Genomic DNA, 24,776 nt, shown 5'->3' with positions numbered 1-24,776 from the left:
AATGAAAAAGATCCTATTGATTTGCGACCTGGGCATGTCTACCAGCCTGATGGTAAAAAAAATGCAGGAAGCGGCGGAAGCGCGCAGTTTACGGGTCGAAATTGCGGCCAAATCAGTACGTGATTATAAGGCGTGCGTCGAGGAATTTGATGTTGCGCTGCTGGGCCCGCAGATTCGCTACAAGCTGCCGGAGTGCCAGAAAATTGCTGACGAGCACGGCAAAAAAGTAGCCTGCATCGACATGATGGCCTACGGCACCATGAAAGGCGATAAGGTGCTGGAGCAGGCATTAGCGCTGTTAGACGAGGCTTGATGTGGAATTAGAAAATGAAATCATGGAGTTAATTACTAACTCCGGCTATGCCCGCAGCCTGGTTTTTCAGGCCATCCGCTGCGCGCGTGAAGACGGCGACTTTGAGCAGGCCGGGCAGTTGATGCAGCAGGCTCAGGAGGCGCTCTCTTCGGCGCACGAGGTGCAGACGCGGCTGATCGGCGAGGATGAGGGCAGCGGTAAAATTCCGGTTCACCTGATTATGGTACATGCGCAGGATCATCTGATGAATGCGATTATGTTGGTGGAGCTGGGCAGAGAGATTATCGCTCTGCATCAGAAAACTCACCGCTGATTGCATGCAATACGGCGCCAGCGCTGTTGCCGGGCGGGCTGGTGTCGTATTGTTGTGGCTACCATAAATTATGCGTATTGGCGGCAGCACCGCGTCGAAGCGGTGGTAAAAGCGGCGCGACGTTTTTCGCCGCAGTCTGAAATTACGCGCCGCTTGCCGCCCCATGGGCTTTGATGGTTAAACTCTTAGCAGGCGTATAGTATGCTGGTGCATAACTTTCCGCCGACGAGTTAACTTTTTCATGTCCGATCCCCGCGCCCAGCAGCCCGCTCAAAGCGCCTTACGTCTTAATCTGCGCATTCTCTCAGTGATTATTTTTAATTTCGCCAGCTTTCTGACTATCGGCCTGCCGCTGGCGGTACTGCCGGGATATGTACATGATGTGATGGGGTTTAGCGCCTTCTGGGCCGGGCTGGTGATCAGCCTGCAATATTTCGCTACCTTACTTAGCCGACCCCATGCCGGACGCTATGCCGACCGCTGGGGGCCAAAGAAAGTGGTGGTGCTTGGCCTGTGCGGCTGCTTTCTCAGCGGCCTGTGCTATTTGCTGGCTGCGCTCTTTTCCTCCATGCCGCTCGTTAGCCTGATTCTGCTGTGCGCGGGGCGCTTAATTCTTGGCGTCGGTCAAAGTCTGGCGGGCACCGGCGCATCCCTGTGGGGCGTCGGCGTGGTGGGTTCCTTGCATATCGGCCGGGTCATTTCCTGGAATGGCGTCATGAGCTATGGTGCGATGGCGATTGGCGCGCCTCTGGGGGTGGTTATCTATCAGTACGGCGGCTTGCTGCTGCTGGCGTTAATTATTTTAGCTATTGCGCTCCTGGCGATAGTTAGTGCCCTGCCGCGACCGGCGGTGGCGGGCAATAAAGGCAAGCTGCTGCCCTTTCGCGCCGTGCTGGGTAAAATTTGGGGTTACGGCGTGATCCTCGCCCTGGGCTCGGTGGGCTTTGGCGTTATCGCCACCTTTATTACTTTATTTTATCAGTTCAAAGGCTGGGACGGCGGTGCTTATGCTCTGGCGCTGTTCAGCGGCGCTTTCGTGCTAACCCGGCTGCTGTTTCCCAATGCGATTAATCGCCATGGCGGCATGATAGTCGCGGTTATCTGCTTTGGCGTTGAAACCGTCGGGTTGCTGATGGTCGGCGGCGCCTTCACCCCCTGGATGGCGAAGCTGGGGGCGCTGCTTACCGGCACCGGATTCTCGCTGGTGTTCCCGGCGATCGGCGTGGTGGCGGTAAAACAGGTGCCGCCGCAGAATCAGGGAAGCGCGCTGGCAACCTATACCGCTTTTATGGATCTGTCGCTTGGGCTGACCGGCCCGCTGGCGGGGCTGGTTATCAGCTTTGCCGGTGTCCCGCAGGTCTATTTGCTTAGCGCCGCCCTGGTGACTGCCGCGCTGCTACTGACGATCCGGCTAAAACGACGAACGCAGCTGCCGGCGGCCGCTGAATAAAGACGGCCGGCGGTAACTTTCTCTGTGGGAATTTTTATTTCATATTTTGTTCGCCGCGAAATTAAATTTTTTGACGGCCTTCGCAAAATTTGATCGGCGAGTGCGCAAAGGCAGGCTCTGATAGTGCGCTCTGACGCCATCAGGCTGATGCCTGTCCGGCTATCCTGAAAGGCGAAAATGCGATCGTTTCCGCTAAAAATGAATTTTTCAAACTGCAATATTTGAAAAAAATATTCCATTATTATACTGTTTCCTGATGCAGACAGCTTGTCCGGTCGGCCTGCGTTTCGCTGCTGCCGACAAGGATCTCTCACTTCACAGAGGCAACAACATGCAAATCACAGGAAACTTTATCGCGGGGAAAATCACCCACAGCGCCACGGGCGAAACTATCCCGGTTTACGATCCGGCAACGGGTAAGGTCGTGCGCGAATTAACCCAAAGCTCGTCAGAGGAGGTCTCTCAGGCAATTGGCGCAGCACATCAGGCATTTCACGGCTGGTCGCATACCTCACCGCTGCGTCGTGCCCGCGTGCTGTTTAACTTCAAAGCGCTGCTGGAAAAGCACCGTGACGAGCTGGCGGAGCTGATTGTCAGCGAGCATGGCAAGGTCTGGTCTGACGCTCAGGGCGAGCTGACGCGCGGCATGGAAGTGGTGGAGTTTGCCTGTGGTATCCCGCATCTGATTAAAGGCGAGTATTCAGCTAACGTCGGCACCGGCGTTGATAGCTACTCGCTGATGCAGCCGGTCGGCGTCGTCGCTGGCATTACCCCGTTTAATTTTCCGGCAATGGTGCCAATGTGGATGTTCCCCATTGCCCTGGCCTGCGGCAATACCTTTGTTCTTAAGCCCCCGGCGCTTGACCCCTCCGCTGCCGTGCGTATGGCTGAGTTGCTCACCGAGGCCGGCCTGCCCGATGGCGTGTTTAACGTGGTTCACTGTTCTAATCAGGATGCTGAGCAGCTCTACCAGGATCCCCGCATCGCGGCGGTCAGCTTTGTCGGCTCCTCCGGCGTGGCGGAGCATATTTACAAAACGGCCAGTGCTCACGGTAAGCGCGTACAGGCTTTCGGCGCGGCGAAAAACCATGCCATCGTGATGCCGGATGCCGATCTTGATGCGACCATCAACGCGATTATGGGGGGCGCTTTTGGCTCTGCCGGCGAGCGCTGCATGGCGCTGCCCGTGGTGGTCGCGGTTGGCGATGAAACCGCCGACACGCTCATCGAACGGCTGACTCCGCTGATTAAAGCGCTGCGCGTTGGGCCGGGTAATAAACGTGGCGATGCGGAGAACGAAATGGGGCCGCTGGTTTCTGCCGCGCATCAGCAAAAAGTGTTGGGCTATATTGATAAGGGCGAACAGGAAGGTGCTGCGCTGGTCATTGACGGGCGCAACTATAAGGTCGCAGGTCATGATGATGGCTACTACGTAGGCGGCACCCTGTTTGACAAGGTGACGCCGGAAATGACTATCTGGCGTGAAGAGATCTTCGGACCGGTGCTGAGCATCATGCGCGCCGCCGATTATCAGAGCGCGCTGCAGCTGGTAAACAGCCATGAGTTCGGCAACGGCAGCGCCATCTTTACCAGCGACGGACACACCGCGCGCAGCTTTGTGCAGGACGTTGAGGCGGGAATGGTCGGCGTCAACGTGCCGGTTCCTGTACCCATGGCTTTTCACAGCTTCGGCGGCTGGAAGCGTTCGGTTTTTGGCGCGCTCAACGTACACGGTCCGGACGGCGTGCGCTTCTATACGCGCATGAAAACCGCCACTACGCGCTGGCCTGCAGGTGAGCATATCGTCTCTGAATTCAGTATGCCTACGCTCGGGTAAACGAGCCGAAAAGGAGCAAGCGAATGTCTTTACTGTCTAAGCGTCAGCAGCCGGATTCTGATGGCTGTATTCAGCAGATCACGCCGGAGAGCGCCGGCTGGCGCTATGTAGGATTCGCCGCCTATCAGCTGCGGCGGGGGCAGCGTCTGACGCTGGAAAGCGGCGACAAGGAACTTTGTCTGGTGCTGGTGGCCGGGCTGGCCTCGGTTAAAACTCGCCATGCTGAATTTAGCGGTATTGGTAAGCGCCTGTCCCCTTTCGAACGCACGCCGCCGTGGTCGGTTTACGTTCCGGCGTCGGATCGGGTTGAGGTGGTCGCTGATTCCGATCTGGAGCTGGCAGTATGCAGCGCGCCCTCAACCGGCGGCGGCTTGCCGGCACGGCTGATCGCGCCTGATGATGTCGGCGTTGAGCGGCGGGGCAAGGGGCGCAATAAGCGGCTGGTGCATAACATCCTACCGGACAGCGAGCCGGCAGATAGCCTGCTGGTGGTGGAGGTTTACACCGATGAAGGCGACAGCAGCTCCTATCCAAGCCATAAGCATGACCAGCACGACTCTGCCGATGAAACCTATCTGGAGGAGACCTACTATCATCGCTTCGACCCGCCGCAAGGTTTTGCCATGCAGCGGGTTTATACCGACGATCGTTCGCTGGACCAATGCATGGCGGCATATAACCAGGATGTGGTGATGGTTCCGCGTGGCTATCACCCGGTTGCAACGCTGGCGGGCTATAACAACTATTATCTCAACGTCATGGCCGGTCCGGTACGACTGTGGAAATTTACCTGGGAAAAGGACCATGCCTGGATAAACAGCGACGCCTATCCGCGCCAGCCATAGCGGTCAATCAGTCAGCCTCTACTTTGCACGGTGGCGGGCTGAGCTACTTGTTGTTGGCGCTGCTGGCGTTATTAAGCGCCAGCGATACCGCCAGCGTTTGCGCCAGGCAAAGTGAGGCAACCTGTGAGCGGAAACCATCTACCTGCGCCTCACGTACCACAAAGCAGACGTCGCTGAAGGCGGCCAGCGGACTTACCTGGCTGTCGGTAATAGCAATTTGCTGCGCACCACGCCCGGCGCCCAGCTCAACCAGCTCGACGGCTTCGCGAGCGTAAGGGGAGTAGCTGATAGCGATAACCACATCTTTTGGATTAACCATGCTCAGCTGCTCGGCAAACATGCCGCCGAGGCCATCGATCAAAAACGCCCGACGTTCCAGATGCCGTAGGGCGTAGGTGAGATAAGAGGCGACGCTGAACGACCGGCGCAGGCCGATGACGTAAATATTCTCCGCGCCGGCCAGCAGTGACACGGCTTTATCCAGCTGCTCGGGGTTAGTTTGCATCGCCAGCTGTTGCAGCGCCTGAGAGTTAACCATGGTAAATACATTGAGTATTTCCGTCGGGCTTTCAGGCGTGTTGGTATCGTCGGTTGCGGTCTGACGAAAGAGCTTCGCACGTTCGGTGTAGCTGGCCGTTTCTTCCATCAGGTGCTGACGAAAAACTTGTTTCATTTCGTTGAAGCCGCTGAAACCAAATGCATTGGAAAAGCGGATCAGCGTTGAGGGCGGTACGTCCGCCTGCTGTGCGATGGAGGCGACGGTATCAAAAGCGATGCTATTGCTATTATCAAGAATATAGCGTGCCACCTGCTTCAATCGCTTACTGAGCGTATCGTAGCGGCGACGGATTTCGTCCTGCAACAAAGTCAGCTGTGTGGGGTTGGTTGTGCTCATTGCTATAGACTCGCTAAATAAGAGTAAAGACATACAATAGGAAATACTTTACCAAAATGAATAAAAATTTCATTTTAATCCATAATTAACCCAGTTTATTTCATCGCGCTTCACATTGACGGGTCGCCGGTGCAGGCGATGGATTGCACCGTGCGGGAAGAACGCGCAGTCCAGGGAGAGGATTCTGAGAAGGGGTAAAAGCGCCCCGCTAAGACGGGGCGTTTTTACCGGCGTCAGGTCGCCGGACGCACTTCGCGCCAGTAGTTAATCAACGTTTGATAATTATCCTTAACCTGGCTTACCAGCGCCTCGTCATCCAGCTTGCCTTGCAGCCATTCCCGTGAGGGCTGACCGAATATGGTGCGCCCTACAGCGAAACCTTTGACCCAACGCGCATCGGCTGCGGCGGCAAAGCCGGCCTTGAGCGTTTCTTCCGGCGCATCCAGACCCAGCAGCAAAATACCCCGGCAGTGAGGATCTTCTTTCTCTATCAGGGGGCCAGCCTCGCGCCAGCTGGCGGCAGAAAGCGGGGGGAGTTTCCACCAGTCAGGCTGGATGCCGAGAGCATAGAAGTGGCGCATAATATCCAGATAATATGATTCTTTTTGCTCGGACTGTTGCGGCGATAATATAATTTCCAGCAGTAATTCATGACCGGATTGATTGCAGCTGCGCCAGACATCCAGTATCAGTTCATCCTGCTCTTTGCGCAGCGCTTCGCCGTCGTGTGGATGGTAAAACACCAGGCATTTCACCACTTGTTCCTGCGGCCAGCCGATTAGCTGCGAGCCCACATTGCCATGCTCCAGGCGCAGTGGGTGGGAACCTGGAAGCTCAATCGGACGTCCGATCCACCAGCCTTTACCGCTAATGGCATTCAGTGCCTCCTGGCCGTAAGTGGTGTCGGCAAGAATGCCGCTGCGGCCTTGCAGGCCTGCTTCTGCGGCGGTCTCTTGCGCAGCCCGTAGCAACAGCATTTTAAGCTTTGGTATGCGTGCGGTATCCGCGCCGGCCTGCTGCGCCATTTCAACCAGCTGTTTACGATGGTCAAAGGCGAAAACGCATAGTTCAGGCCAGCGCTGCTTGCGGGTGGTGACGCGGTGCAAATGATTAAGATGGGGATCGCGGTCCGGGCGCGCGACGGATTCCGCGCGGCTGAGATAGTCATCCAGCTCCTCTTTGGTTGGCATTGCCGGCGCGCAGCCGTGGCGGGAGACCACCAGAGCGCCGCAGGCGTTGGCGTAGCGACAGGCTTGCGCCCAGCCTTCATCATTCAGCCAGCCGCGCAGCAGACCGGACATAAAAGCATCGCCTGCGCCCAGCACGTTCAGCACCTCCACGCGCACGCCGCTGTGGAGTGCCGTTTCATCCCAGCTTTGTGGAATATCGTCTTCCAGCACCACGCAGCCGAGCGCCCCGCGTTTGCAAACCAGCGTTGCCCGGGTGGTTTTGCGTACGGCTCTCAGCGCCGTCAGGGTGTCGGTGCTGCCGCCGGCAATATGGAATTCCTCTTCTGTCCCGACGATTAAATCGAAATAATGCAGCACTTCCTGAAGCTCTTCGGTAACGCGTTGTGATTCGATGTAGCGCGTTTCGCCATCGCCGAGTGACGTTAATCCCCATAGCACCGGGCGGTAGTCGATATCCAGCGCCGTTCTCAGTCCATGATGACGCGCTATTTTCAGCGCTTTCAGCACCGCGGCGCGAGTATCCTGATGGGACAGATGGGTGCCAGTAACCGCCACGGATCGCGATGAGGCTATGTAGTCTTCATGAATATCTTCCGCTACCAGCCCCATATCCGCGCACTTCTCACGATAAAAAATAAGCGGGAACGTTTCCTGATCTTTAATGCCAAGGATGACCAGTCCGGTGAGACGCTCTTTATCGGTAAATAAGCAGCGCGTATCGACGCCCGCGCGCTGTAGCTCCTCGCGTAAAAAACGCCCCATATGCTCGTCGCCAACGCGGCCCAGCATCCCTGATTTCAATCCCTGAATAGCGGTACCGTAGGCGACGTTCCCGGAAGAGCCGCCGAGATATTTGGCAAATGAGCTGGCATCTTCCAGACGAGCCCCGACCTGCTGACCATAAAAGTCAACGGCGATGCGCCCGATACAAATCACGTCAAGCTGTGAGTCTTTTGTTTGCATAAAGGTAATTCCTTCAGTGATGAGTGGACTCTTGCGAGTCTCGTCGGAGATGCCGGCGTGAGTTGCCGCTTGCCGATCTTGTCACCCTAAATGTAACGCTAGCATAAGAAATAAACGTTTCATTTTCAATTTAAAATGAAATTAAGTGGCCGGAAGTGTGAGCCAGATAAAACTCTCAAGAGCAGCGGTATCCATCCGCGATTGGTGCGATGAATTCCCGCTGGCGCCGCCGGTACGCCATCCGTTAACTGCTCTCCGTTTCTGGCATATCAGGGGGTTATCCCCCGTGGTTTTCCCGGCCCCCGCGGGCGTTAGTGCTGCGATCCGATCCTGAGGCGGCAGAGCCATTTACCGTCTGATATGCGATCTCACTCGCATAATGAAATGTTTCTTCTGTAATCGTATTTAGTGAAAAAAAAATTTGTTTATAATCGCGACATGTTTCATCTGTTCCTGTGGTCTCAGGTTGGCGTAATCAAGGTGGCATGACGCACGGCCGACAGTCTGGCGAGCAGGAAAGCTAAGGACGTTATTATGAGCACCATCCGCTTAACCACCGCCCAGGCGCTGGTCAAATTCCTCAATAATCAGTATCTGTCGGTCGACGGAGTCGAGCATCAATTTATCAAGGGCATTTTTGCGATTTTCGGCCATGGTAATGTTCTCGGGCTGGGGCAGGCGCTGGAACAGGATCGCGGCGATTTAGTGGTGTATCAGGGACGAAATGAGCAGGGAATGGCCCATGCGGCAATTGGCTTTGCTAAACAAAAGCTGCGGCGGGAAATTATTGCCTGCACTTCTTCCGTGGGGCCTGGTGCCGCCAATATGATCACCGCGGCGGCGACCGCCACGGCTAATCGCATTCCCTTGCTACTGCTGCCCGGTGACGTATTCGCCACGCGCCAGCCAGATCCCGTGCTGCAGCAGATTGAGCAAAGTCAGGACCTGAGCATTAGCACCAACGACGCCTTTCGCGCCGTCAGTAAATACTGGGATCGGGTTAATCGCCCCGAGCAGTTGATGACGGCCTGTATTAATGCGCTACGCGTGCTAACCGATCCGGTCGAGACCGGCGCGGTAACTATCTGCCTGCCGCAGGATGTGCAGGGAGAAGCCTGGGATTTCCCCGAGTACTTTTTCCAAAAACGCGTTCATCTTCTCGATCGCCGCTTGCCCTCCGAAAGCCAGCTGATGCAGGCAACAGCGCTGCTATGCAGAAAGAAAAAGCCGCTGATCGTCTGCGGAGGCGGGGTGAAGTATTCTGAAGCCGGTCAGGCGCTGCGCCAGTTTGCGGAACGTTTTCAAATCCCCTTTGCTGAAACGCAGGCGGGCAAGGGCACGATTATTTCAGACCATCCGCTTAACGTTGGCGGCGTGGGTGAAACCGGCTGTCTTTCTGCCAATATGCTGGCAAAAGAAGCCGATCTGATCATTGGCATCGGTACGCGCTATACCGATTTTACCACCGCGTCGAAATGGCTGTTTCAGCATCCTGAGGTGGACTACCTCAATATTAACGTCAGCCGTTTTGATGCTTATAAGCTCGATGCGGTTCAGCTGGTCGCCGACGCGCGTGAAGCTATCAGCGCGCTGGAATCAAGGTTAATTGACAGTGATTTTCACAGCGGCTGGGGCGAGATGATTGAGCAGGCGCGAGATAAGCAGCAGCTGGAAACTCAGCGTGTCTTCCAGGCGACCTACGGCGGCGAGAATTACGTACCGGAAATTGATGACGATCTGGATCGTGAAGCAGTCTTTGCCGAGTTTAACCGCCTGACCGACTCTTTTCTGACGCAAAGCAGCGTGCTGGGAAGGCTTAACGAACGGCTGCCTGCCGATGCAGTCATTGTTGGCGCGTCGGGCAGCCTGCCGGGCGATCTGCAACGGATCTGGCGCACCAAAGATTACAATGGCTATCACGTCGAGTATGGCTATTCCTGCATGGGCTATGAAGTCAACGCTGCCCTCGGAGTGAAGCTGGCGGAGCCGCAGCGTGAGGTTTATACCCTGGTGGGGGACGGCGCCTTTATGATGCTGCACTCCGAGCTGGTTACCTCCGTTCAGGAAAACGCCAAAATCAACGTCATACTGTTCGATAACATGACCAACGGCTGCATTAATAATCTCCAGATTGGCCATGGCATGGACAGCTTCACCACTGAATTCCGCTTCCGCAATCCGCGAACCGCCATGCTCGACGGTGATCTGATGCCGGTAGATTTCGCCGCAATCGCTGCCGGCTACGGCTGTAAAACCTGGCGGGTTACCACCCTTGAACAGCTGGAGCAGGCGCTGGAAGCGTCGCGTCTGTCGCCGTGCTCAACGCTGATTGACGTAAAAGTGCTGCCAAAAACAATGGTGCATAACTATTTGAGCTGGTGGCGCGTTGGCGGCGCTCAGGTATCCGAGTCCGAACGTATTAATACCGTGGCCCGCATGCTCAATCAGCATATCGATAAGGCACGTAAATATTAAACAGGCTTCGCTGTCAGCCTGACTGGCAGCCATCTCATACCAACCCTACATCCTACGAGGGTAGTAACATGACTTTGAAACTTGGTGTAATCGGTAGTGGTGCGATTGGGCGCGAGCATATACGTCGCTGCAGTAAAGTATTGCAGGGCGCAGAAGTGGTTGCCGTATCTGATATTAACCTTGAGGGCGCCAGAAACGCGGTTGAGAGCCTGGGGCTGAAAGCCGAGGTTTATGCCAATGGTATGGACGTCATTAATGCCCCCAATGTAGAGGCCATCCTGGTGACCTCCTGGGATCCGACGCACGAGGAGTTTACTCTGGCGGCGGTGGCGGCCGGTAAATATGTCTTCTGTGAAAAGCCGCTGGCAATGAGTGCCGAAGGCTGTCATCGCATTGTCGAGGCTGAAATCGCCCAGGGTAAGCGGCTGGTTCAGGTCGGCTTTATGCGCCCTTATGATAGCGGCTACCGGGCGCTGAAAAAGGTGATCGATGATGGCGATATCGGTGAGGTGCTGATGCTGCACTGCGCCCATCGCAATCAGAGCGTGGCGGAAAATTACACCACCGATATGGCGATCACCAACACCCTGATTCACGAGCTGGACGTGCTCCGCTGGCTGACCGATGATGATTATAAAACGGTGCAGGTGGTCTACCCGCGCACCACTTCAAAGGCACATGCGAAGCTAAAAGATCCGCAGGTTGTGCTGTTCGAAACCCACAAGGGCATTCGCATTGACGTGGAAATTTTCGTCAACTGCGCCTACGGCTACGACATTCAGTGCGAAGTGGTTGGCGAAGAGGGCATCGCTCGCTTGCCGGAACCTTCCTCCATTCAGCTGCGTAAGGATGCGCGGCTGGCTAATACTATCCTGACTGACTGGAAAGACCGCTTTATTGATGCCTATGACGTGGAGCTGCAGGCCTTTATTAACGATGTGAAAGCCGACCGCCTGACCGGCCCGTCAGCCTGGGACGGTTTTGCCGCATCGGTGGCTGCCGATGCCTGCCTTAAAGCGCAGCAGAGCGCGGCGATAGAGCCGGTGAGTATGCCTCCGCGCCCGGCATTCTACAGCCGGTAACCAACCGGTGCCGATGCGACGCGCCTGCGCGTGCCGATGTGAATCGAGGGTTGCCAGGCCAGCAGCTGACGCAACCCGTTTGTACGAGAACTGTTAAATAAGCAAGGCGACTATCATGAATAAAGATAACGTCAGACTGGCTATCGCCCCTATTGGCTGGACAAACGATGATATGCCGGAGCTGGGGAAAGAGAATACCTTTCAGCAAATCGTGAGTGAAATGGCACTGGCCGGATTCAGCGGCAGTGAAGTGGGGAATAAATATCCGCGCGATCCGGCAGTATTAAAGCCGATGCTGGAAATCCGCGGCTTGCAGATCGTTAACGCCTGGTTCAGCACCTTCTTCGCCTCTGGCGATAAGGCGAAAACCATCGATGAATTTATTAATCACCGTGATTTTTTGCACGCCATGGGGGCGAAAGTGATCGGCTGCTCCGAGCAGAGCCGGAGCATTCAGGGGACGGATAAGGCCGTGCTGGACGATAAGCCTTTCTTTAGCGATGAAGAGTGGCGTCTTACGGCAGAGGGTTATAACCAGCTGGCCGCGCTGGCTGGCGAAAAGGGAATGCAGGTCTGTTTGCATCATCATATGGGGACGGGGATTCAGACCACGGAAGAGATCGATCGTTTTATGGCAATGACCAATGACGACGTTTACTTACTGTATGATACCGGCCATGCGTATTATTCCGAAGGTAGCCAACAAAAGATGCTGGCGATCCTGACCCGCTATCTGCCGCGAATTAATCATGTTCACCTTAAAGACGTCAGAAACCCGGTTATTGAACAGGTACGGCTTGAGCATCTGTCGTTCCTTGAGGGCGTCAAGCGCGGCACGTTTACCGTGCCTGGCGATGGCGATATCGATTTCAAACCGGTATTTGCAGCCTTAGATAACGCCAATTATCAAGGCTGGATGGTGGTTGAGGCCGAGCAGGATCCGGCGTTGGCTAACCCGTTTGAGTATGCTGTGAAGGCCCGCCGCTATCTGCGCGAAACCGCGGGTATCTGATTGGTTTGTGCTGGCGCGTCAGGCGGTGCTAATGCAATTTTTGCTTAACGCCAGTCAGCGCCCTGATACCCAAGACCGGTTAAGCAAATTAAATAAAAAACGCCTGTAATACAGGCGTTTTTTTTACCGGGAATATCCTTAAGCCGCTATTTCAGCTTGATCGAGTCCACCACTTTTTGCGCTTCGCTTTGAGCCTGCTGCTGGTTATCCGCCGGCAGAGAAATCTGCATGGTTATCACTTTATCATCCAGCTTCGCCAGGATAATCGAAGACCAGCTGGTCTGATTATTTGCCGAGATAACGGTATTCAGTTCCTGCGCCTCATGACCGCTCAGCGTTAACGCTTTATTGCTGATTACCTGAAGCTGAGGATCGCGATTGCGCTGCTCGTTTTCCAGGCGTTTGGCAAAAACGTCCAGATTCTGATTAGAGTTATCGCCTACCAGAACAATGATGGTTCGCTGCTGCGAATCGTCCGCATAAACGTGCATATTGCTGGCCTGAGTGGCCAGTTTGTCGCTTTTATCCGACATGCCCTCAGGCAGAGTGAAGGAGAGCTTGCCGTCCAGTAACGAAACATTTTGTGCCGACTGACTGCTGCTGGCGCCGCCGCTTTCGCTACCCGTTTTATCATTTTTACCGTCACAGGCAGCCAGACCGACTACCAGTAAGCCTATTCCTGCATATTTAAGTAGATTACGCATCCGTTTCCCTTATTTACCGCGTCTTTTCTCTGTCACAGTCAAACGTATTGGGCCAGTAAAAGCAACCAGTTATAGGCTATAACGCTTTTTCTAAACGAAGTTTGTGCTCCGCTGCCGTTTCACCGGGTTGCAGCGCGACCAGCTGGTAATCGCGGCTGACCAGCAACAGCAGCATCTCTTTAAAGCGATTGCGGGTGTTAACGCTGACTCTGGAATAGCCCTGTGACTGCGCCCACAGCTCCTGATCGCGTAGCAGTGCATGTGCGACACCTTCGCGACGAAAGCCGGGCAGCACGCCGCCCAGCCAGCTGTAAAAGCAGTTTTTATCCAGGGCATAGCCCAGCTTGAAACCCGCCAGTTCGCCGTCAATTTCTGCGATACGCACCAGATGTGGTTTGTCCGCGATGCGCATTTCCATATCGTTTAATGAATGATAGGCATCGAACTCAGGCAGCTGATTGTAAAGCAAATGAATTTCTTTCAGCGAGGCGTGGCGAAGGATTATAGACATGGCGATCTCCAACTTCAGGCAGACCGCCATTGTAAACTTTTTTTGGCCTCAGCCGAAGTTGAAACGCGGTTGTTCGGATTTTTCCGCCATACGTTTAAGCAGGGTATTAAGTAGTACCCCGTAGGCTGGCAGAAAGAAAATCATGCAGATTAAAACCTTGAAGCTGTAGTCCACCAGGGCGATTTCCACCCAGTGCTGCGCCATGAAGGGGTCAGGGCTTTTGTAAAAAGCGATAAAAAAGAAAGCCAGAGTATCGCTGATATTGCCCAGAAACATCGCGCCGGCGGGCGCCACCCACCATTGCGCCTTCTGGCGCAGGCGGTTAAAAACATGGACATCAAGGATCTGCCCCAGTACATAGGCCATAAAGCTGGCGCAGGCGATGCGCGCGACAAACAGGTTGACCTGCTGTAATCCTGCCACGCCCTGCCATTCGCCGTTAAACCACAGCGCAGAGATGACGTATGAGATAAACAGGGCCGGTACCATCACCGCCAGGATAATACGTCGTGCCAGCGGTGCGCCGAATATACGTACCGTCAGGTCAGTCGCCAGAAAAATAAAAGGAAAGCTGAATGCGCCCCAGGTGGTATGCAGACCAAAGATGGCAATGGGGAGCTGCACGAGGTAGTTACTGGAAGTAATTACCAGCAGATGGAAAAGCGATAGCCAAAAAAGCGCGTGCAGGCGCTGGCGCGGTGTAAAAGCGATCATATTGAACCTTTTTATCTTGGGGTGAGGGAACCCAGCTTTAGCGAGCCAAAGCAGAAATCAGTATAAAAAAATAACGGCGGCATAATACGCTAAACCACAGAGTATGCAATGGTTAATTAATACGCAAACGATGGCGTCGCGATGCGGGTTTGCAGGGGCCATTGCAGGGGGTAAACTGGCGTCCCTGTTTTACTCTTGTTGGTGAGATGACAATGACTGGCGATATTAACGCCCACGCTGATAAAACCCTCAATGCGATGGGGCTACGCTGCCCGGAACCGGTAATGATGGTGCGCAAAACCGTGCGGGATATGGCCGCAGGTGAGACGCTGCTGATTATTGCCGATGACCCGGCAACCACCCGTGATATTCCCGGTTTTTGTACTTTTATGGAGCATACCCTGCTGGCGCAGGAGATCGACAGTAAGCCTTATCGCTATCTGATTAAAAAAGGCGTGGCCTGAAAAACCGTCAGGCCACGCTGGTATTAACGAATTTGCCGCAGCAGGCGCAACGCATTGAGCGTTACCAGCGCCGTCGCGCCGGAGTCGGCCAGTACTGCCAGCCACAGGCCGGTAAAGCCCAGCAGCGACGTTACTAAAAATACCCCCTTCAATCCCAGCGCAATGCTGATGTTTTGCAGCACATTGCGGCGAGTTTTGCGCGCCAAGCGAATAAGCGGGGCCAGGGCGTTGAGGCGACTATGGGTTAGTGCCGCGTCGGCGGTTTCCAGCGCAATGTCGCTGCCATTGCCCATTGCAATACCCAGCGTTGCGGCTTTCATTGCCGGAGAATCATTGATGCCATCGCCGATCATCGCGACCGGCTGCTGTTGAGACAGCCGCTTGATTTCGCTGACCTTATCTGCGGGCAGCAGCGACGCACGCCAGTCAATTTTCAGCTCTGCGGCGATAGCTTCCGCGGTACGCGGATTGTCACCGGTTAGCATCACGCTCTCAATGCCAAGCGCCTGCAGTTCAGCGACGGTTTCCCGGGCGTTGTCACGTAGCCGGTCACGCAGGGCTATCAGGCCTTCAGGCTGACCGTCTTGCAGTAATATAACCACGGTGTTCCCGGCGTTTTCCCAGTGGCGCACCTGCACCCATTGTTTGGCATTGAGCTGGTCAGCTTTCAGGCCGGAAGGCGAGCAAATCGTCAGCTGCGATTGGCCGAGCAGCGCCGTCACGCCAAGGCCAGCCTGCGCCCGGTGGTTTTGCGCCACTGGCACCGCCAGTTTGCGCGCCTGCGCTTCTGCCATGATAGCGCGCGCTAACGGATGACTGGAACCTTGTTCTGCCGCGGCGGCCAGAGCCAGCGTAACGTCAGTCTGCGCTTCGGTGAAGCTTTCTACCGTACTCACTTCCGGCTGACCGGCGGTCAGCGTACCGGTTTTATCAAACGCCAGGGTGCGAATCTTACTCAGTTGCTCAAGGGCGGCTCCCCCCTTAATCAATACGCCCAGCCGACTGGCGGTAGCCAACGCCGAGGTTATTGAGGCCGGCACGGAAATCACCAGCGCGCAAGGACAGCCAATCAGCAGCAGCGTCAGTCCCTTATACAGCCATTCATGCCAGGGCTGAGCAAACAGTAACGGCGGCAGTACGGCGGCCAGCAGGGCCAGTAACATCACGGCGGGCGTATAAAAGCGGCTGAAGCTGTCAATAAAGCGTTCTACCGGCGCACGGTGGCTTTCTGCTTCCTCAATAAGCTGCAGAATGCGGTCGATGGCGCTTTCTCCGGGGCGTGATGTTACGCGCAGCTGTACGCGGGCATCCACGCTGAGGGCACCAGCCATCAGCGCTGCGCCGGTCTTGCGGGCGACAGGCATGGATTCGCCGGTCAGCGCGCTTTCATCAAAGCTGGCCTCAGCGGTCATCAGCACGCCATCGGCAGGCAGCCGATCGCCGGGGGAAATAACAATGATATCTCCCGGTTGCAGCGCGGACAGCGCTACCACCTCTTGCTGGTCACCGTGGAGGCGGGTGGCGGTTTCCGGCTTCAGAGCCATTAAGGCCGTCACACCGCGGCGGGCGCGCTGAGCGGCAAAGGCTTCAAGGCGCTCGCCGAGCATAAATAGCAATAACACCATCGATGCTTCTGCGCAGGCACCAATCGTCAGGGCGCCCAGTGTGGCGATACTCATCAGCATTTCGATAGTGAAGGGCTGACCGCTACGCAGTATGCCCCAGGCGCGGCGAATAATCGGCGTCAGACCGGTGAAGGTGGTAATCGTAAAGGCAACGTTTCCGGCCTCTGGCCATAAATGCGCGATCAGTGAGCTGATCGCGGTGAATAGCGCGACGGTTATCAGCAACGCGTTTTCGCGCCAGAGGTTTGAGCTGGGTGCGGCCGTTGGCCTGTCTGCCGACGTCAGGGTGAAGCCTGCCTGCGCGATGGCCTGTTCAACGGCTGTCACGACGTTGCCAAAGGCTTCCACCTGTAGCGTCTGGGTACTGAACAGCACCTGAGCTTGCTGGACGCCAGCAACCCGCCGTGCGGCGACTTCTATTTTGCGTGCGCAGGAAGGGCAATCCATGCCGGTAATCAGCCAGCGAAAGCGCTGCTGTGCCCCGGGAGCTACAGCGCCATCTACCCGATCGCCACTGCTGCTGGCGTTGCTAGCGCAGCAGGCGTCGGCGCAGGGTGTTGCCGGCACGACCTGTCTGATTTTTCGCGCAGCAGGTCTGTCGCTTTCGTCAGCGGACGTATCGCCGCCGCCGCCGTCTTCGCTATCGCAGCAGGCGTCGGAACCGCATGTTAACGGGTTGATCTGAGTTAGTTTTGTCAGCCTGGGTTGCGAGCTGACGCTGCATCCGTGTTGGCGGGAAGCGTGTTTGTGGCCGCAGCCGCAGCCAAAATGTGCGCGCATAGAAACCTCCGTTAAACGACTGCGGCGAAAGCTGCCGCAGTCGCTATCCTACACTCTGGAGTCCACTCCAGAGTCAAGCTTCTTTTAGCGGAAGGTTACAGCCAAAGCGATCGGACGATCATAAAGTGACCGGCGAAATAACAGGCTGCGATCAGCGCGCTGTCGGCGCGAAAGCGCCTGCGATAATGGCTGAGTAGCCAGATGGCAATGCCCAGCAGCAGCAGCGAGGAACCGACGGCAACCGAGAAACTGCGATCGCCGGGCAAAATCACGTAGCTTTCCGTCGCAACCCATACCATCAACAGCGTCATGCCGATCAGCGTGAAAACCGGCCAGCGCAGCGTTTCAAGGCGACTCCAGAGCGCGGCAATCAGCAGCGCGCCGATAATCAATAACGCCAATGGGATCGGCCAGTAAAAATGCAGCGTCATAGTGCTGATAAAGCTAATGGTATAAAGCAGATGGGAAAGGAAGAACGCCCCAATAGCATACAGCAAGCGCTTTTGCGGCAGCAGCATCAGCGCATCGCCAATCAGCGTCGCCAGCAGGCCGAGTAAAATCAAATATTCCGTCGTGCGAAGCATGGGCGCTTGCCAGGCCCAGCCGAGCAGCAGCAGTAAGGTGACGGGTTTAAATACCCAGCGCTGCCATTGGGGGCCGCGATAAGAGGCGTCGACATACAACCAACCGGAAAATAGGACCGCCAAAAAAGACCAGATCATAGTTGTTCCTTTCAAACGGGATATGCAGCGTCTGAAAGCTGCATAAACACCAAATTGTAAATGGAAATCCATTCTTGCGCTGACAGTGTAGGTGAGGGTGGGGCTCTGTGACAATGAGAGAGCTCCGGTTGGATTCTCTCGCCCGCATCTGGTAAAAAAAAAGCGGGAGGAGACGTTAGTTATGAGCAAGCCACCGTTGTTTTTTATTATTGTCCTGGCTGTTATTGCGATTCTGGCGACACGACAGTTTATGAAACAGCGGCGTGAGGTCGCTGTAAACGATGCATCCCCGGTGCGTAGCATACAGGTTGAGGTGAAGACCCGGCGGGAATTCCCTGCCTCCAGCCGTCGCTCGCGTCAGCGTGAAGTGATTGCCGGGGAAGATATGCGGTATGAGGCCTGGTTTCATCCGCTCAACGGCGCCGGGGATTTTAAATTAATACTCAGTGAAAAGGATTACCGGCAGTTGGACAAAGGGAAAAGGGGCACCCTGGAAGTGCAGGGATCGCGTTTTATCCGCTTTTTGCCTGCCGGAAATGCCCTGCGCTGAGGCGCCCGGAAAGCCTGCTATTTTTTCTTTGGGTAATGCTTTTTTTGCCAGGCCAGCAGCTCAAATACGCCAAAGATGAACATTTTTAGCTGAACTTTACCGCTCAGCGGCGCTGCGTTTTTCGGCTGTGTTGCCTTCATAAGAGTGAGCTGCAGGCCGTGCATGATGATCATAAAGAACAGTGCAACATGTACAAAATAGCGCAGCGGCTTGGGAAAAGGATCAACCAGATTCCATAGCAAAAATAACCAGACGCATACCATCAACAGGCGTCCGATATTAATCATCATTTTCAGTTCCTTGATTTATGGGGTGACGCTGGTACAGGCGGTAAGCAACCTGTCCGGCGATTTTTTCGCGGTATAAATGCCAGTTGGCGGGAACCTGCGGGGCTCCGCCTTCTGTTTCATTCTCAATATAGATCATCGCCTGCGCTGCCAGCCAGCCGTGGTGCTCCAGTAATGGCAGCATCTGATCCAGCAAGCCTTTACGAAAAGGAGGATCGATAAAAACCACGTCAAAAGGCTCGCCAGCCTGGCATAGCCAATTTAGGGTATTGGTGTTGATAACCTGCGCGTTGTTGGCGCCCAGCGTCCGGCAGTTTTTTTCCAGCTGCTGCGCCACCGGGCGCTCCAGCTCCAGCAGCGTAGCGGCGGAGGCATAGCGGGAAAGCGCCTCAAGTCCTAGCGCGCCGCTGCCAGCGAAGCAGTCGAGACAGCGCGCGTCGACCATGACGGGCATCAGCCAGTTAAACAGGGTTTCTCGTACTCTGTCGGTGGTCGGGCGCAGGCCGTCGCTGTCCGGCACCGGGAGCTTACGCCCGCGCCACTGGCCGCCAATAATGCGGATTTGGCCTTCAGCCCGGCCGCGTGGTTTTTTCATCTTTACAACTCGTCATAATTTTTTGCGTAGTTTAGCGGGGTTACCGCTTACTGGAAACGGTAAAAAGGGTGCTGTTTTGCGTCCGCCGGAAAGTGTTAGACTAGCGAACTAATCATCTGAACAATAAAAAACCGGGCGCTTGATGCCGGGTCAGCCATCAAGGGGTGTTGTAACACAATGGCAAAAGAGAAAAAACGCGGCTTTTTTTCCTGGCTGGGATTAGGGCGGGATGAGCAAAAAGAGACAGAGCAGGCCGCGCAGCAGGAAGAGATTGAATCTGCAGCGCCTGAAGCGCCGTCGGCTGTTACCGCTGATGATGACGCACAGGCTACGCTGACACCCGAAGAGAAAAGCAGCGCCGAAGAATGGCTGCCTGAAGATGCAGAGCCTGCTGATGCAGAGCCGGAGCATAAGGCTGCGCCGGCAGAACAGCATCCGGTGCAGGCTGAATGGGAGGACGCCGATCGGGCTGACGCAGAGCTGGAGCATAAGGCTGCGCCGGCAGAACAGCATCCGGTGCAGGCTGAATGGGAAGACGCCGATCGGGCTGATGCAGAGCCGGAGCATAAGGCTGCGCCGGCAGAACAGCATCCGGTGCAGGCTGAATGGGAAGACGCCGATCGGGCTGATGCAGAGCCGGAGCATAAGGTCGCGCCGACAGAACAGCATCCGATGCAGGCTGAATGGGAAGACGCCGCCGCTATACCTGCGGTTGATCCCAGAGAGGACGCGCTCTCCGAAGCCAGTCTTGAGGCTCTGGAACCGGTTGAAGGGCGGCCGTTTACTCTGCCGCCGCAGGACGCTGCTGCGCCAACCGTTGACCCGGAGAAAAACGCGTCTTCCTACGCTAATCTTGATTCTACTACGTCGCTGGAGCCACGGAATGACGCTCCGACGCCGCAGGATGCCGATTTATCTCCCGGGCAAAGCCAGTCTGACAGTCAGCCGGACGCGCTGTCGGAAGCGGAGCTGGAGGCTGCTGCGCTGGCGGCAGAGCCGCAGGATGACGATTTAGCCCGCCAGGTGGCCGCAGAGGTTGAGGAAGCGGCGCTGCCTGTGGAACAGGAGCGCCCGGCGCGCGAAGGCTTTTTTGCCAGGCTGAAACGCAGCCTGGTAAAAACGCGACAGAATCTGGGTTCCGGATTTATCGGATTGTTCCACGGCAAAAAAATAGATGACGATCTGTTTGAAGAGTTAGAGGAGCAGCTGCTGATAGCCGACGTCGGCGTAGAGACCAGCCGACGTATCATTAACAGCCTGACCGCGCAGGCCAGCCGTAAGCAGCTGCGCGATGCAGAGGCGCTTTACGGCCTGCTGAAAAGTGAAATGGCGGAAATTCTGGCGAAAGTTGATGCGCCGCTGGATATCAGTCGCAAAAGCCCGTTTGTTATTCTTATGGTTGGCGTTAACGGCGTGGGTAAAACCACAACCATCGGCAAGCTGGCGCGGCAGTATCAGTCTGAAGGAAAATCGGTCATGCTGGCTGCGGGAGATACCTTCCGCGCCGCCGCGGTTGAACAGCTCCAGGTATGGGGTCAGCGTAATAATATTCCGGTGGTGGCGCAGCATACCGGCGCCGACTCGGCCTCGGTTATTTATGATGCCATCCAGGCGGCAAAGGCGCGTAATGTTGACGTTCTGATTGCCGATACCGCCGGGCGTTTGCAAAACAAAGCGCATTTGATGGAAGAGCTGAAGAAGATTACGCGGGTAATGAAGAAGCTCGATGAGGATGCGCCTCATGAAGTCATGCTGACAATTGATGCCAGCACCGGGCAGAATGCTATCAGTCAGGCCAGGCTGTTTCATGAAGCGGTGAATCTGACGGGAATTACCCTGACTAAGCTGGACGGAACGGCAAAAGGCGGCGTGATTTTCTCCGTTGCCGATCAGTTTGGCATTCCGATTCGTTACATTGGCGTTGGTGAAGGTATTGAGGATTTGCGTCCGTTTAAAGCCGACGATTTTATTGAGGCACTTTTTGCCCGAGAGGACTGATTAGGATGATTCGCTTTGAAGAGGTCAGTAAGGCTTATCTCGGCGGCCGCCAGGCGTTACAGGGCGTGGACTTTCATCTCCAACCCGGCGAGATGGCATTCCTGACCGGACACTCTGGCGCCGGTAAGAGTACGTTGCTGAAGCTGATTTGCGGTATTGAGCGTCCAAGCGCCGGGCAGATCTGGTTTAGCGGCCATAACATCAGCCGTCTGAAAAATAGTGAAGTGCCTTTTTTACGCCGTCAGATCGGTATGATTTTTCAGGATCATCACCTGCTGATGGATCGCTCTGTTTACGATAACGTGGCCATCCCGCTGATTATTTCGGGAGCCAGCGCCGAAGATATTCGCCGTCGCGTTTCCGCCGCGCTGGATAAAGTTGGGTTGCTCGATAAGGCAAAAAGCTTTCCGATCCAGCTGTCCGGCGGTGAGCAGCAGCGGGTAGGTATCGCTCGTGCGGTGGTAAACAAGCCCGTTGTGCTGCTGGCTGATGAACCAACCGGCAATCTTGATAACGCGCTTTCCGAGGATATTTTGCGTCTGTTTGAGGAGTTTAATCGCGTAGGGGTCACCGTACTGATGGCAACCCATGACATGGGGCTGATCGCCCGTCGCCAGTACCGTGTGATGACGCTTAACCAGGGAAGACTGCACGGAGGCCATCATGGTGAATAAGCGTAACAAGCGCCCGGCCGCTCCTAAAGCACAAAAGCAGAGGCTACCCTCGAAAAGTAAAGCGCTGAAAGGCGGCTGGCAGGAGCAGTGGCGCTACGCCCTGCGCGGCACGCTGTCAGATATGTGGCGCCAGCCGCTGGCAACGTTGTTAACGGTGATGGTAATCGCGATTTCTCTGACCTTGCCGAGCATTTGCTATATCGCCTGGAAAAACGTACATCAGGCGGCAACACAGTGGTATCCGGCGCCGCAGCTGACGGTTTATCTTGATAAAACCCTCGACGATAATGCGGCTGAGAACGTGGTCGCCATGCTGAAAAAAGAGCAGGGCGTCGATAAAGTTAACTATCTGTCGCGCGATGAAGCGCGCGGTGAGTTCCGCAACTGGTCGGGGTTCGGCGGCGCGCTGGATATGCTGGAACAGAATCCGCTACCGGCAGTAGCCATCATTACGCCGAAGCTGGATTTTCAAAATTCCGATACCATGAAAACCCTGCGTGACCGGGTGGCGCAAACTCAGGGCGTGGATGAAGTGAAAATGGATGACAGCTGGTATGCCCGGCTGGCGGCATTAACCGGACTGGCCGGCCAGGTTGCCACCATGATCGGCGTGCTGATGATCATCGCCGTGTTTTTGGTGATCGGCAACAGCGTGCGCCTCAGCATCTTTGCCCGCCGTGATACCATTAACGTGCAGAAATTGATCGGCGCAACCGACGGTTTTATACTACGCCCTTTCCTCTATGGCGGCGCGCTGCTCGGTTTTGTCGGGGCGATCTTCTCTCTGGTGCTATCGGAAATTATGGTTCTGCGCCTGGAGTCGGTGGTGTCGCAGGTTGCTGCGGTTTTTGGCACGACCTTTACGCTGCATGGGTTATCCTGGGATGAAGGGCTGTTGCTGCTGTTGGTTGCCGCCATTATCGGCTGGAGCGCCGCTTTGCTGGCAACGGTACAACATTTACGCCGATTTACGCCGCAGTAACCTACTTTCACATTTTTTTGATATAATCTTTCCTTGCTGCGTGATAAAACCGGCAGGGAAAGATCATCTTAGCGTCACTTTCTTTTGCTATATCGTCATTGTTCGACTGACCGCTATTAAAATTATGCACAGGCAGCAATGAACTTGTGGATAAGTTTGCGGTCTGACTTATAATGATTGCGCACGGATAGCTTCTGGCTTTCAGCTGCGGTTAGCTTAGGCTGGCCTTCGCGTCAGGGATTGCGCAGCGTCTGAATTGATTAATTGAGAGGGTTTGAATGACCAAAGAAATGCAAACTTTAGCTATTGCTCCTTTAGGCAACCTGGATTCTTACATCCGGGCGGCCAATGCCTGGCCTGTGCTGACGGCAGATGAGGAAAAAGCGCTGGCTGAACGGCTGCATTACCAGGGCGATCTGGATGCGGCAAAGACGCTGATCCTGTCTCACCTGCGCTTTGTTGTTCATGTCGCTCGTAACTATGCAGGCTACGGGCTGCCGCAGGCGGACCTGATTCAGGAAGGTAACATCGGCCTGATGAAAGCGGTGCGCCGTTTTAATCCGGAAGTTGGCGTGCGACTGGTTTCTTTCGCCGTGCACTGGATTAAGGCGGAGATTCACGAATACGTGCTGCGCAACTGGCGTATTGTGAAGGTCGCGACCACTAAATCTCAGCGTAAGCTGTTCTTTAATCTGCGTAAAAATAAGCAGCGCCTGGGCTGGTTTAATCAGGAAGAAGTGGACATGGTGGCTCGCGAACTGGGCGTTTCCACCCACGACGTACGCGAAATGGAATCCCGCATGGCCGCGCAGGATATGGCGTTTGATATGGGCGCTGACGACGAGCCGGGCGAAGGTAAGCCGATGGCGCCGGTGCTCTATCTGCAGGATAAAACCTCTGATTTTGCCGACGGCATTGAAGAAGACAACTGGGAAGGTCACGCGGCGGACAAGCTAACGCTCGCGATGGAAGGGCTGGACGAACGTAGTCAGCATATTATTCGGGCGCGCTGGTTGGATGAAGACAATAAAACCACGCTGCAGGAGCTGGCCGATCGCTATGGCGTCTCTGCCGAACGCGTCCGCCAGTTGGAAAAGAATGCAATGAAAAAGCTGCGTATGGCGATTGAAGCCTGACGAATTCGCTACGTACTGAACCTCTGCAAAAAAGCGCCCTTTTTATGGGCGCTTTTTTATTGCCTGAAGCAGCGTATCTCAGTCGCCGGTGCGCGCGCGTTTTACCCAGCCGTCGACTTCTGCACGAAAGCCACAGCTTTGCATAAAGGCGGCAATGGCGCCGCGCTCAGCGCTACCGTCGTTGGCGACGCGCCATAAGGTTATCGCCGTATTTTGCGCCATCACCTCTTCCAGAAGGTATTTTCCCACTCCGCGGCGGCGGGTAACCTCACGAACTTCCAGGTGACCGATACGGCCCTGCGTGCCGCTGACATCGAGCTGCAGTGCGGCAAGAAGCCGATCGTTAAAGCGGGCGGCGTATATCTGAGACTGCTCGCTGAGCGTCTCTACCAGCGTCGGGATTGCTTGCTGTGGCCAGATTTTACTCAAATCCGTCTGGTCCTGCTGGGTTAAATCTTTTAAGCGAATAATCGTTAGTTTCATCGTCAGGTCCGAAATGATTAGCCGGGATACTGTAGTGATTTTGAGCGAATATAACGCAAATACTCCGTTTCTGATTTACACCACGAACTCACCGTCTTTTAGCAATTGGGCAGACTAATGCGGTAAATACTGTGCTTAAAGTTAGAATTTTAAACTACTATTCTGTTTGAAATGCC

The 24,776-nt window shown here is 55.3% G+C and carries 24 protein-coding genes; 14 read left to right on the top strand and 10 right to left on the bottom strand.

Translation table 11 applies throughout. The features are described 5' to 3' along the window. Nucleotide 1: 1 nt before the first annotated feature. The 5 genes from BTJ39_RS14130 (at nt 2) to iolB (ending at nt 4,758) form a co-directional block, all read left to right on the top strand. Nucleotides 2–313, top strand: a complete 312-nt coding sequence (locus BTJ39_RS14130) for a PTS sugar transporter subunit IIB (RefSeq protein ID WP_078003344.1) — start codon at nt 2–4, stop codon at nt 311–313. Nucleotide 314: 1 nt separating this feature from the next. Then, complete coding sequence (locus BTJ39_RS14125) at nt 315–626, top strand: PTS lactose/cellobiose transporter subunit IIA (protein ID WP_241825914.1); 312 nt, start codon at nt 315–317, stop codon at nt 624–626. Nucleotides 627–867: 241 nt separating this feature from the next. Next, nucleotides 868–2,076, top strand: coding sequence for an MFS transporter (locus tag BTJ39_RS14120; RefSeq protein ID WP_078003343.1), 1,209 nt, complete (start codon nt 868–870; stop codon nt 2,074–2,076). 331 nt (nt 2,077–2,407) lie between these two features. Continuing rightward, a complete protein-coding gene (locus BTJ39_RS14115; protein WP_078003342.1) occupies nt 2,408–3,913 on the top strand; it encodes a CoA-acylating methylmalonate-semialdehyde dehydrogenase in 1,506 nt (501 codons plus the stop codon). A gap of 23 nt (nt 3,914–3,936) precedes the next feature. Further along, on the top strand, nt 3,937–4,758 hold the full coding sequence (gene iolB / locus BTJ39_RS14110) for a 5-deoxy-glucuronate isomerase (RefSeq protein WP_078003341.1): 822 nt from the start codon (nt 3,937–3,939) through the stop codon (nt 4,756–4,758). Between the two features lie 43 nt (nt 4,759–4,801). Here the strand turns inward: iolB and BTJ39_RS14105 are convergent, their stop codons facing one another. Further along, nucleotides 4,802–5,653, bottom strand: coding sequence for a MurR/RpiR family transcriptional regulator (locus tag BTJ39_RS14105; protein WP_078003340.1), 852 nt, complete (start codon nt 5,651–5,653; stop codon nt 4,802–4,804). Nucleotides 5,654–5,886: 233 nt separating this feature from the next. Then, nucleotides 5,887–7,806 carry a bifunctional 5-dehydro-2-deoxygluconokinase/5-dehydro-2-deoxyphosphogluconate aldolase gene (locus tag BTJ39_RS14100; RefSeq protein ID WP_078003339.1) on the bottom strand — a complete coding sequence of 640 codons (1,920 nt, stop codon included), beginning with the start codon at nt 7,804–7,806 and terminating at the stop codon, nt 5,887–5,889. 534 nt (nt 7,807–8,340) lie between these two features. Here BTJ39_RS14100 and iolD point away from each other — a divergent pair. The 3 genes from iolD (at nt 8,341) to iolE (ending at nt 12,375) form a co-directional block, all read left to right on the top strand. Next, entirely contained in the window at nt 8,341–10,281 is a 1,941-nt protein-coding gene (iolD, locus tag BTJ39_RS14095; RefSeq protein ID WP_078003338.1) for a 3D-(3,5/4)-trihydroxycyclohexane-1,2-dione acylhydrolase (decyclizing), read from the top strand. A gap of 68 nt (nt 10,282–10,349) precedes the next feature. Next, nucleotides 10,350–11,363, top strand: coding sequence for a bifunctional inositol 2-dehydrogenase/D-chiro-inositol 1-dehydrogenase (gene iolG / locus BTJ39_RS14090; protein ID WP_078003337.1), 1,014 nt, complete (start codon nt 10,350–10,352; stop codon nt 11,361–11,363). A gap of 115 nt (nt 11,364–11,478) precedes the next feature. Then, nucleotides 11,479–12,375 carry a myo-inosose-2 dehydratase gene (gene iolE / locus BTJ39_RS14085; RefSeq protein WP_078003336.1) on the top strand — a complete coding sequence of 299 codons (897 nt, stop codon included), beginning with the start codon at nt 11,479–11,481 and terminating at the stop codon, nt 12,373–12,375. 146 nt (nt 12,376–12,521) lie between these two features. Here iolE and BTJ39_RS14080 read toward each other — a convergent pair whose 3' ends face one another. The 3 genes from BTJ39_RS14080 to BTJ39_RS14070 form a co-directional block, all read right to left on the bottom strand. Further along, nucleotides 12,522–13,079, bottom strand: a complete 558-nt coding sequence (locus BTJ39_RS14080) for a DcrB family lipoprotein (protein ID WP_078003335.1) — start codon at nt 13,077–13,079, stop codon at nt 12,522–12,524. Nucleotides 13,080–13,155: 76 nt separating this feature from the next. Further along, the gene (locus BTJ39_RS14075; RefSeq protein WP_078003392.1) at nt 13,156–13,590 is read right to left on the bottom strand and encodes a GNAT family N-acetyltransferase; all 435 of its coding nucleotides are present in this window, start codon (nt 13,588–13,590) and stop codon (nt 13,156–13,158) included. A 48-nt stretch (nt 13,591–13,638) separates the two neighbouring features. Beyond that, nucleotides 13,639–14,304 carry a 7-cyano-7-deazaguanine/7-aminomethyl-7-deazaguanine transporter gene (locus tag BTJ39_RS14070; protein ID WP_078003334.1) on the bottom strand — a complete coding sequence of 222 codons (666 nt, stop codon included), beginning with the start codon at nt 14,302–14,304 and terminating at the stop codon, nt 13,639–13,641. Nucleotides 14,305–14,516: 212 nt separating this feature from the next. Between BTJ39_RS14070 and tusA the strand changes: the two genes are divergently transcribed. Then, complete coding sequence (tusA, locus tag BTJ39_RS14065; protein WP_078003333.1) at nt 14,517–14,768, top strand: sulfurtransferase TusA; 252 nt, start codon at nt 14,517–14,519, stop codon at nt 14,766–14,768. A 23-nt stretch (nt 14,769–14,791) separates the two neighbouring features. Here the strand turns inward: tusA and BTJ39_RS14060 are convergent, their stop codons facing one another. Both BTJ39_RS14060 and BTJ39_RS14055 read right to left on the bottom strand, forming a co-directional pair. Next, entirely contained in the window at nt 14,792–17,173 is a 2,382-nt protein-coding gene (locus BTJ39_RS14060) for a zinc/cadmium/mercury/lead-transporting ATPase (RefSeq protein WP_078003332.1), read from the bottom strand. Between the two features lie 95 nt (nt 17,174–17,268). Next, on the bottom strand, nt 17,269–17,895 hold the full coding sequence (locus tag BTJ39_RS14055; RefSeq protein ID WP_078003331.1) for a lysoplasmalogenase: 627 nt from the start codon (nt 17,893–17,895) through the stop codon (nt 17,269–17,271). Nucleotides 17,896–18,076: 181 nt separating this feature from the next. On the opposite strand from BTJ39_RS14055, the gene BTJ39_RS14050 reads away from it, so the two are divergent. Continuing rightward, nucleotides 18,077–18,445, top strand: a complete 369-nt coding sequence (locus tag BTJ39_RS14050; RefSeq protein ID WP_078003330.1) for a DUF2500 domain-containing protein — start codon at nt 18,077–18,079, stop codon at nt 18,443–18,445. Between the two features lie 17 nt (nt 18,446–18,462). On the opposite strand, the gene BTJ39_RS14045 is transcribed toward BTJ39_RS14050, so the two are convergent. Both BTJ39_RS14045 and rsmD read right to left on the bottom strand, forming a co-directional pair. Beyond that, nucleotides 18,463–18,735, bottom strand: a complete 273-nt coding sequence (locus tag BTJ39_RS14045) for a DUF1145 family protein (protein ID WP_078003329.1) — start codon at nt 18,733–18,735, stop codon at nt 18,463–18,465. Beyond that, the gene (gene rsmD / locus BTJ39_RS14040) at nt 18,725–19,327 is read right to left on the bottom strand and encodes a 16S rRNA (guanine(966)-N(2))-methyltransferase (RefSeq protein WP_078003328.1); all 603 of its coding nucleotides are present in this window, start codon (nt 19,325–19,327) and stop codon (nt 18,725–18,727) included. Before rsmD ends, BTJ39_RS14045 begins: the two co-directional genes overlap by 11 nt. Nucleotides 19,328–19,504: 177 nt before the next feature. Here rsmD and ftsY point away from each other — a divergent pair, with 177 nt between their 5' ends. The 4 genes from ftsY (at nt 19,505) to rpoH (ending at nt 24,117) form a co-directional block, all read left to right on the top strand. Continuing rightward, a complete protein-coding gene (gene ftsY / locus BTJ39_RS14035) occupies nt 19,505–21,325 on the top strand; it encodes a signal recognition particle-docking protein FtsY (protein ID WP_078003327.1) in 1,821 nt (606 codons plus the stop codon). Nucleotides 21,326–21,330: 5 nt separating this feature from the next. Further along, nucleotides 21,331–21,999 (top strand): cell division ATP-binding protein FtsE, encoded by a 669-nt coding sequence (gene ftsE / locus BTJ39_RS14030; RefSeq protein ID WP_078003326.1) that lies wholly within the window; start codon nt 21,331–21,333, stop codon nt 21,997–21,999. Beyond that, the gene (ftsX, locus tag BTJ39_RS14025; RefSeq protein WP_078003325.1) at nt 21,989–22,981 is read left to right on the top strand and encodes a permease-like cell division protein FtsX; all 993 of its coding nucleotides are present in this window, start codon (nt 21,989–21,991) and stop codon (nt 22,979–22,981) included. Before ftsE ends, ftsX begins: the two co-directional genes overlap by 11 nt. A gap of 278 nt (nt 22,982–23,259) precedes the next feature. Then, nucleotides 23,260–24,117: an RNA polymerase sigma factor RpoH gene (gene rpoH / locus BTJ39_RS14020; RefSeq protein ID WP_078003324.1), complete on the top strand. Its 858-nt coding sequence runs from the start codon at nt 23,260–23,262 to the stop codon at nt 24,115–24,117. A 78-nt stretch (nt 24,118–24,195) separates the two neighbouring features. On the opposite strand, the gene panM is transcribed toward rpoH, so the two are convergent. After that, the gene (gene panM, locus BTJ39_RS14015) at nt 24,196–24,600 is read right to left on the bottom strand and encodes an aspartate 1-decarboxylase autocleavage activator PanM (RefSeq protein ID WP_078003323.1); all 405 of its coding nucleotides are present in this window, start codon (nt 24,598–24,600) and stop codon (nt 24,196–24,198) included. Between the last annotated feature and the right edge of the window lie 176 nt (nt 24,601–24,776).

This window comes from Izhakiella australiensis, from assembly GCF_002006995.1.
Classification (GTDB): domain Bacteria; phylum Pseudomonadota; class Gammaproteobacteria; order Enterobacterales; family Enterobacteriaceae; genus Izhakiella; species Izhakiella australiensis.
This window is presented reverse-complemented; position numbering and strand designations above follow the sequence as displayed.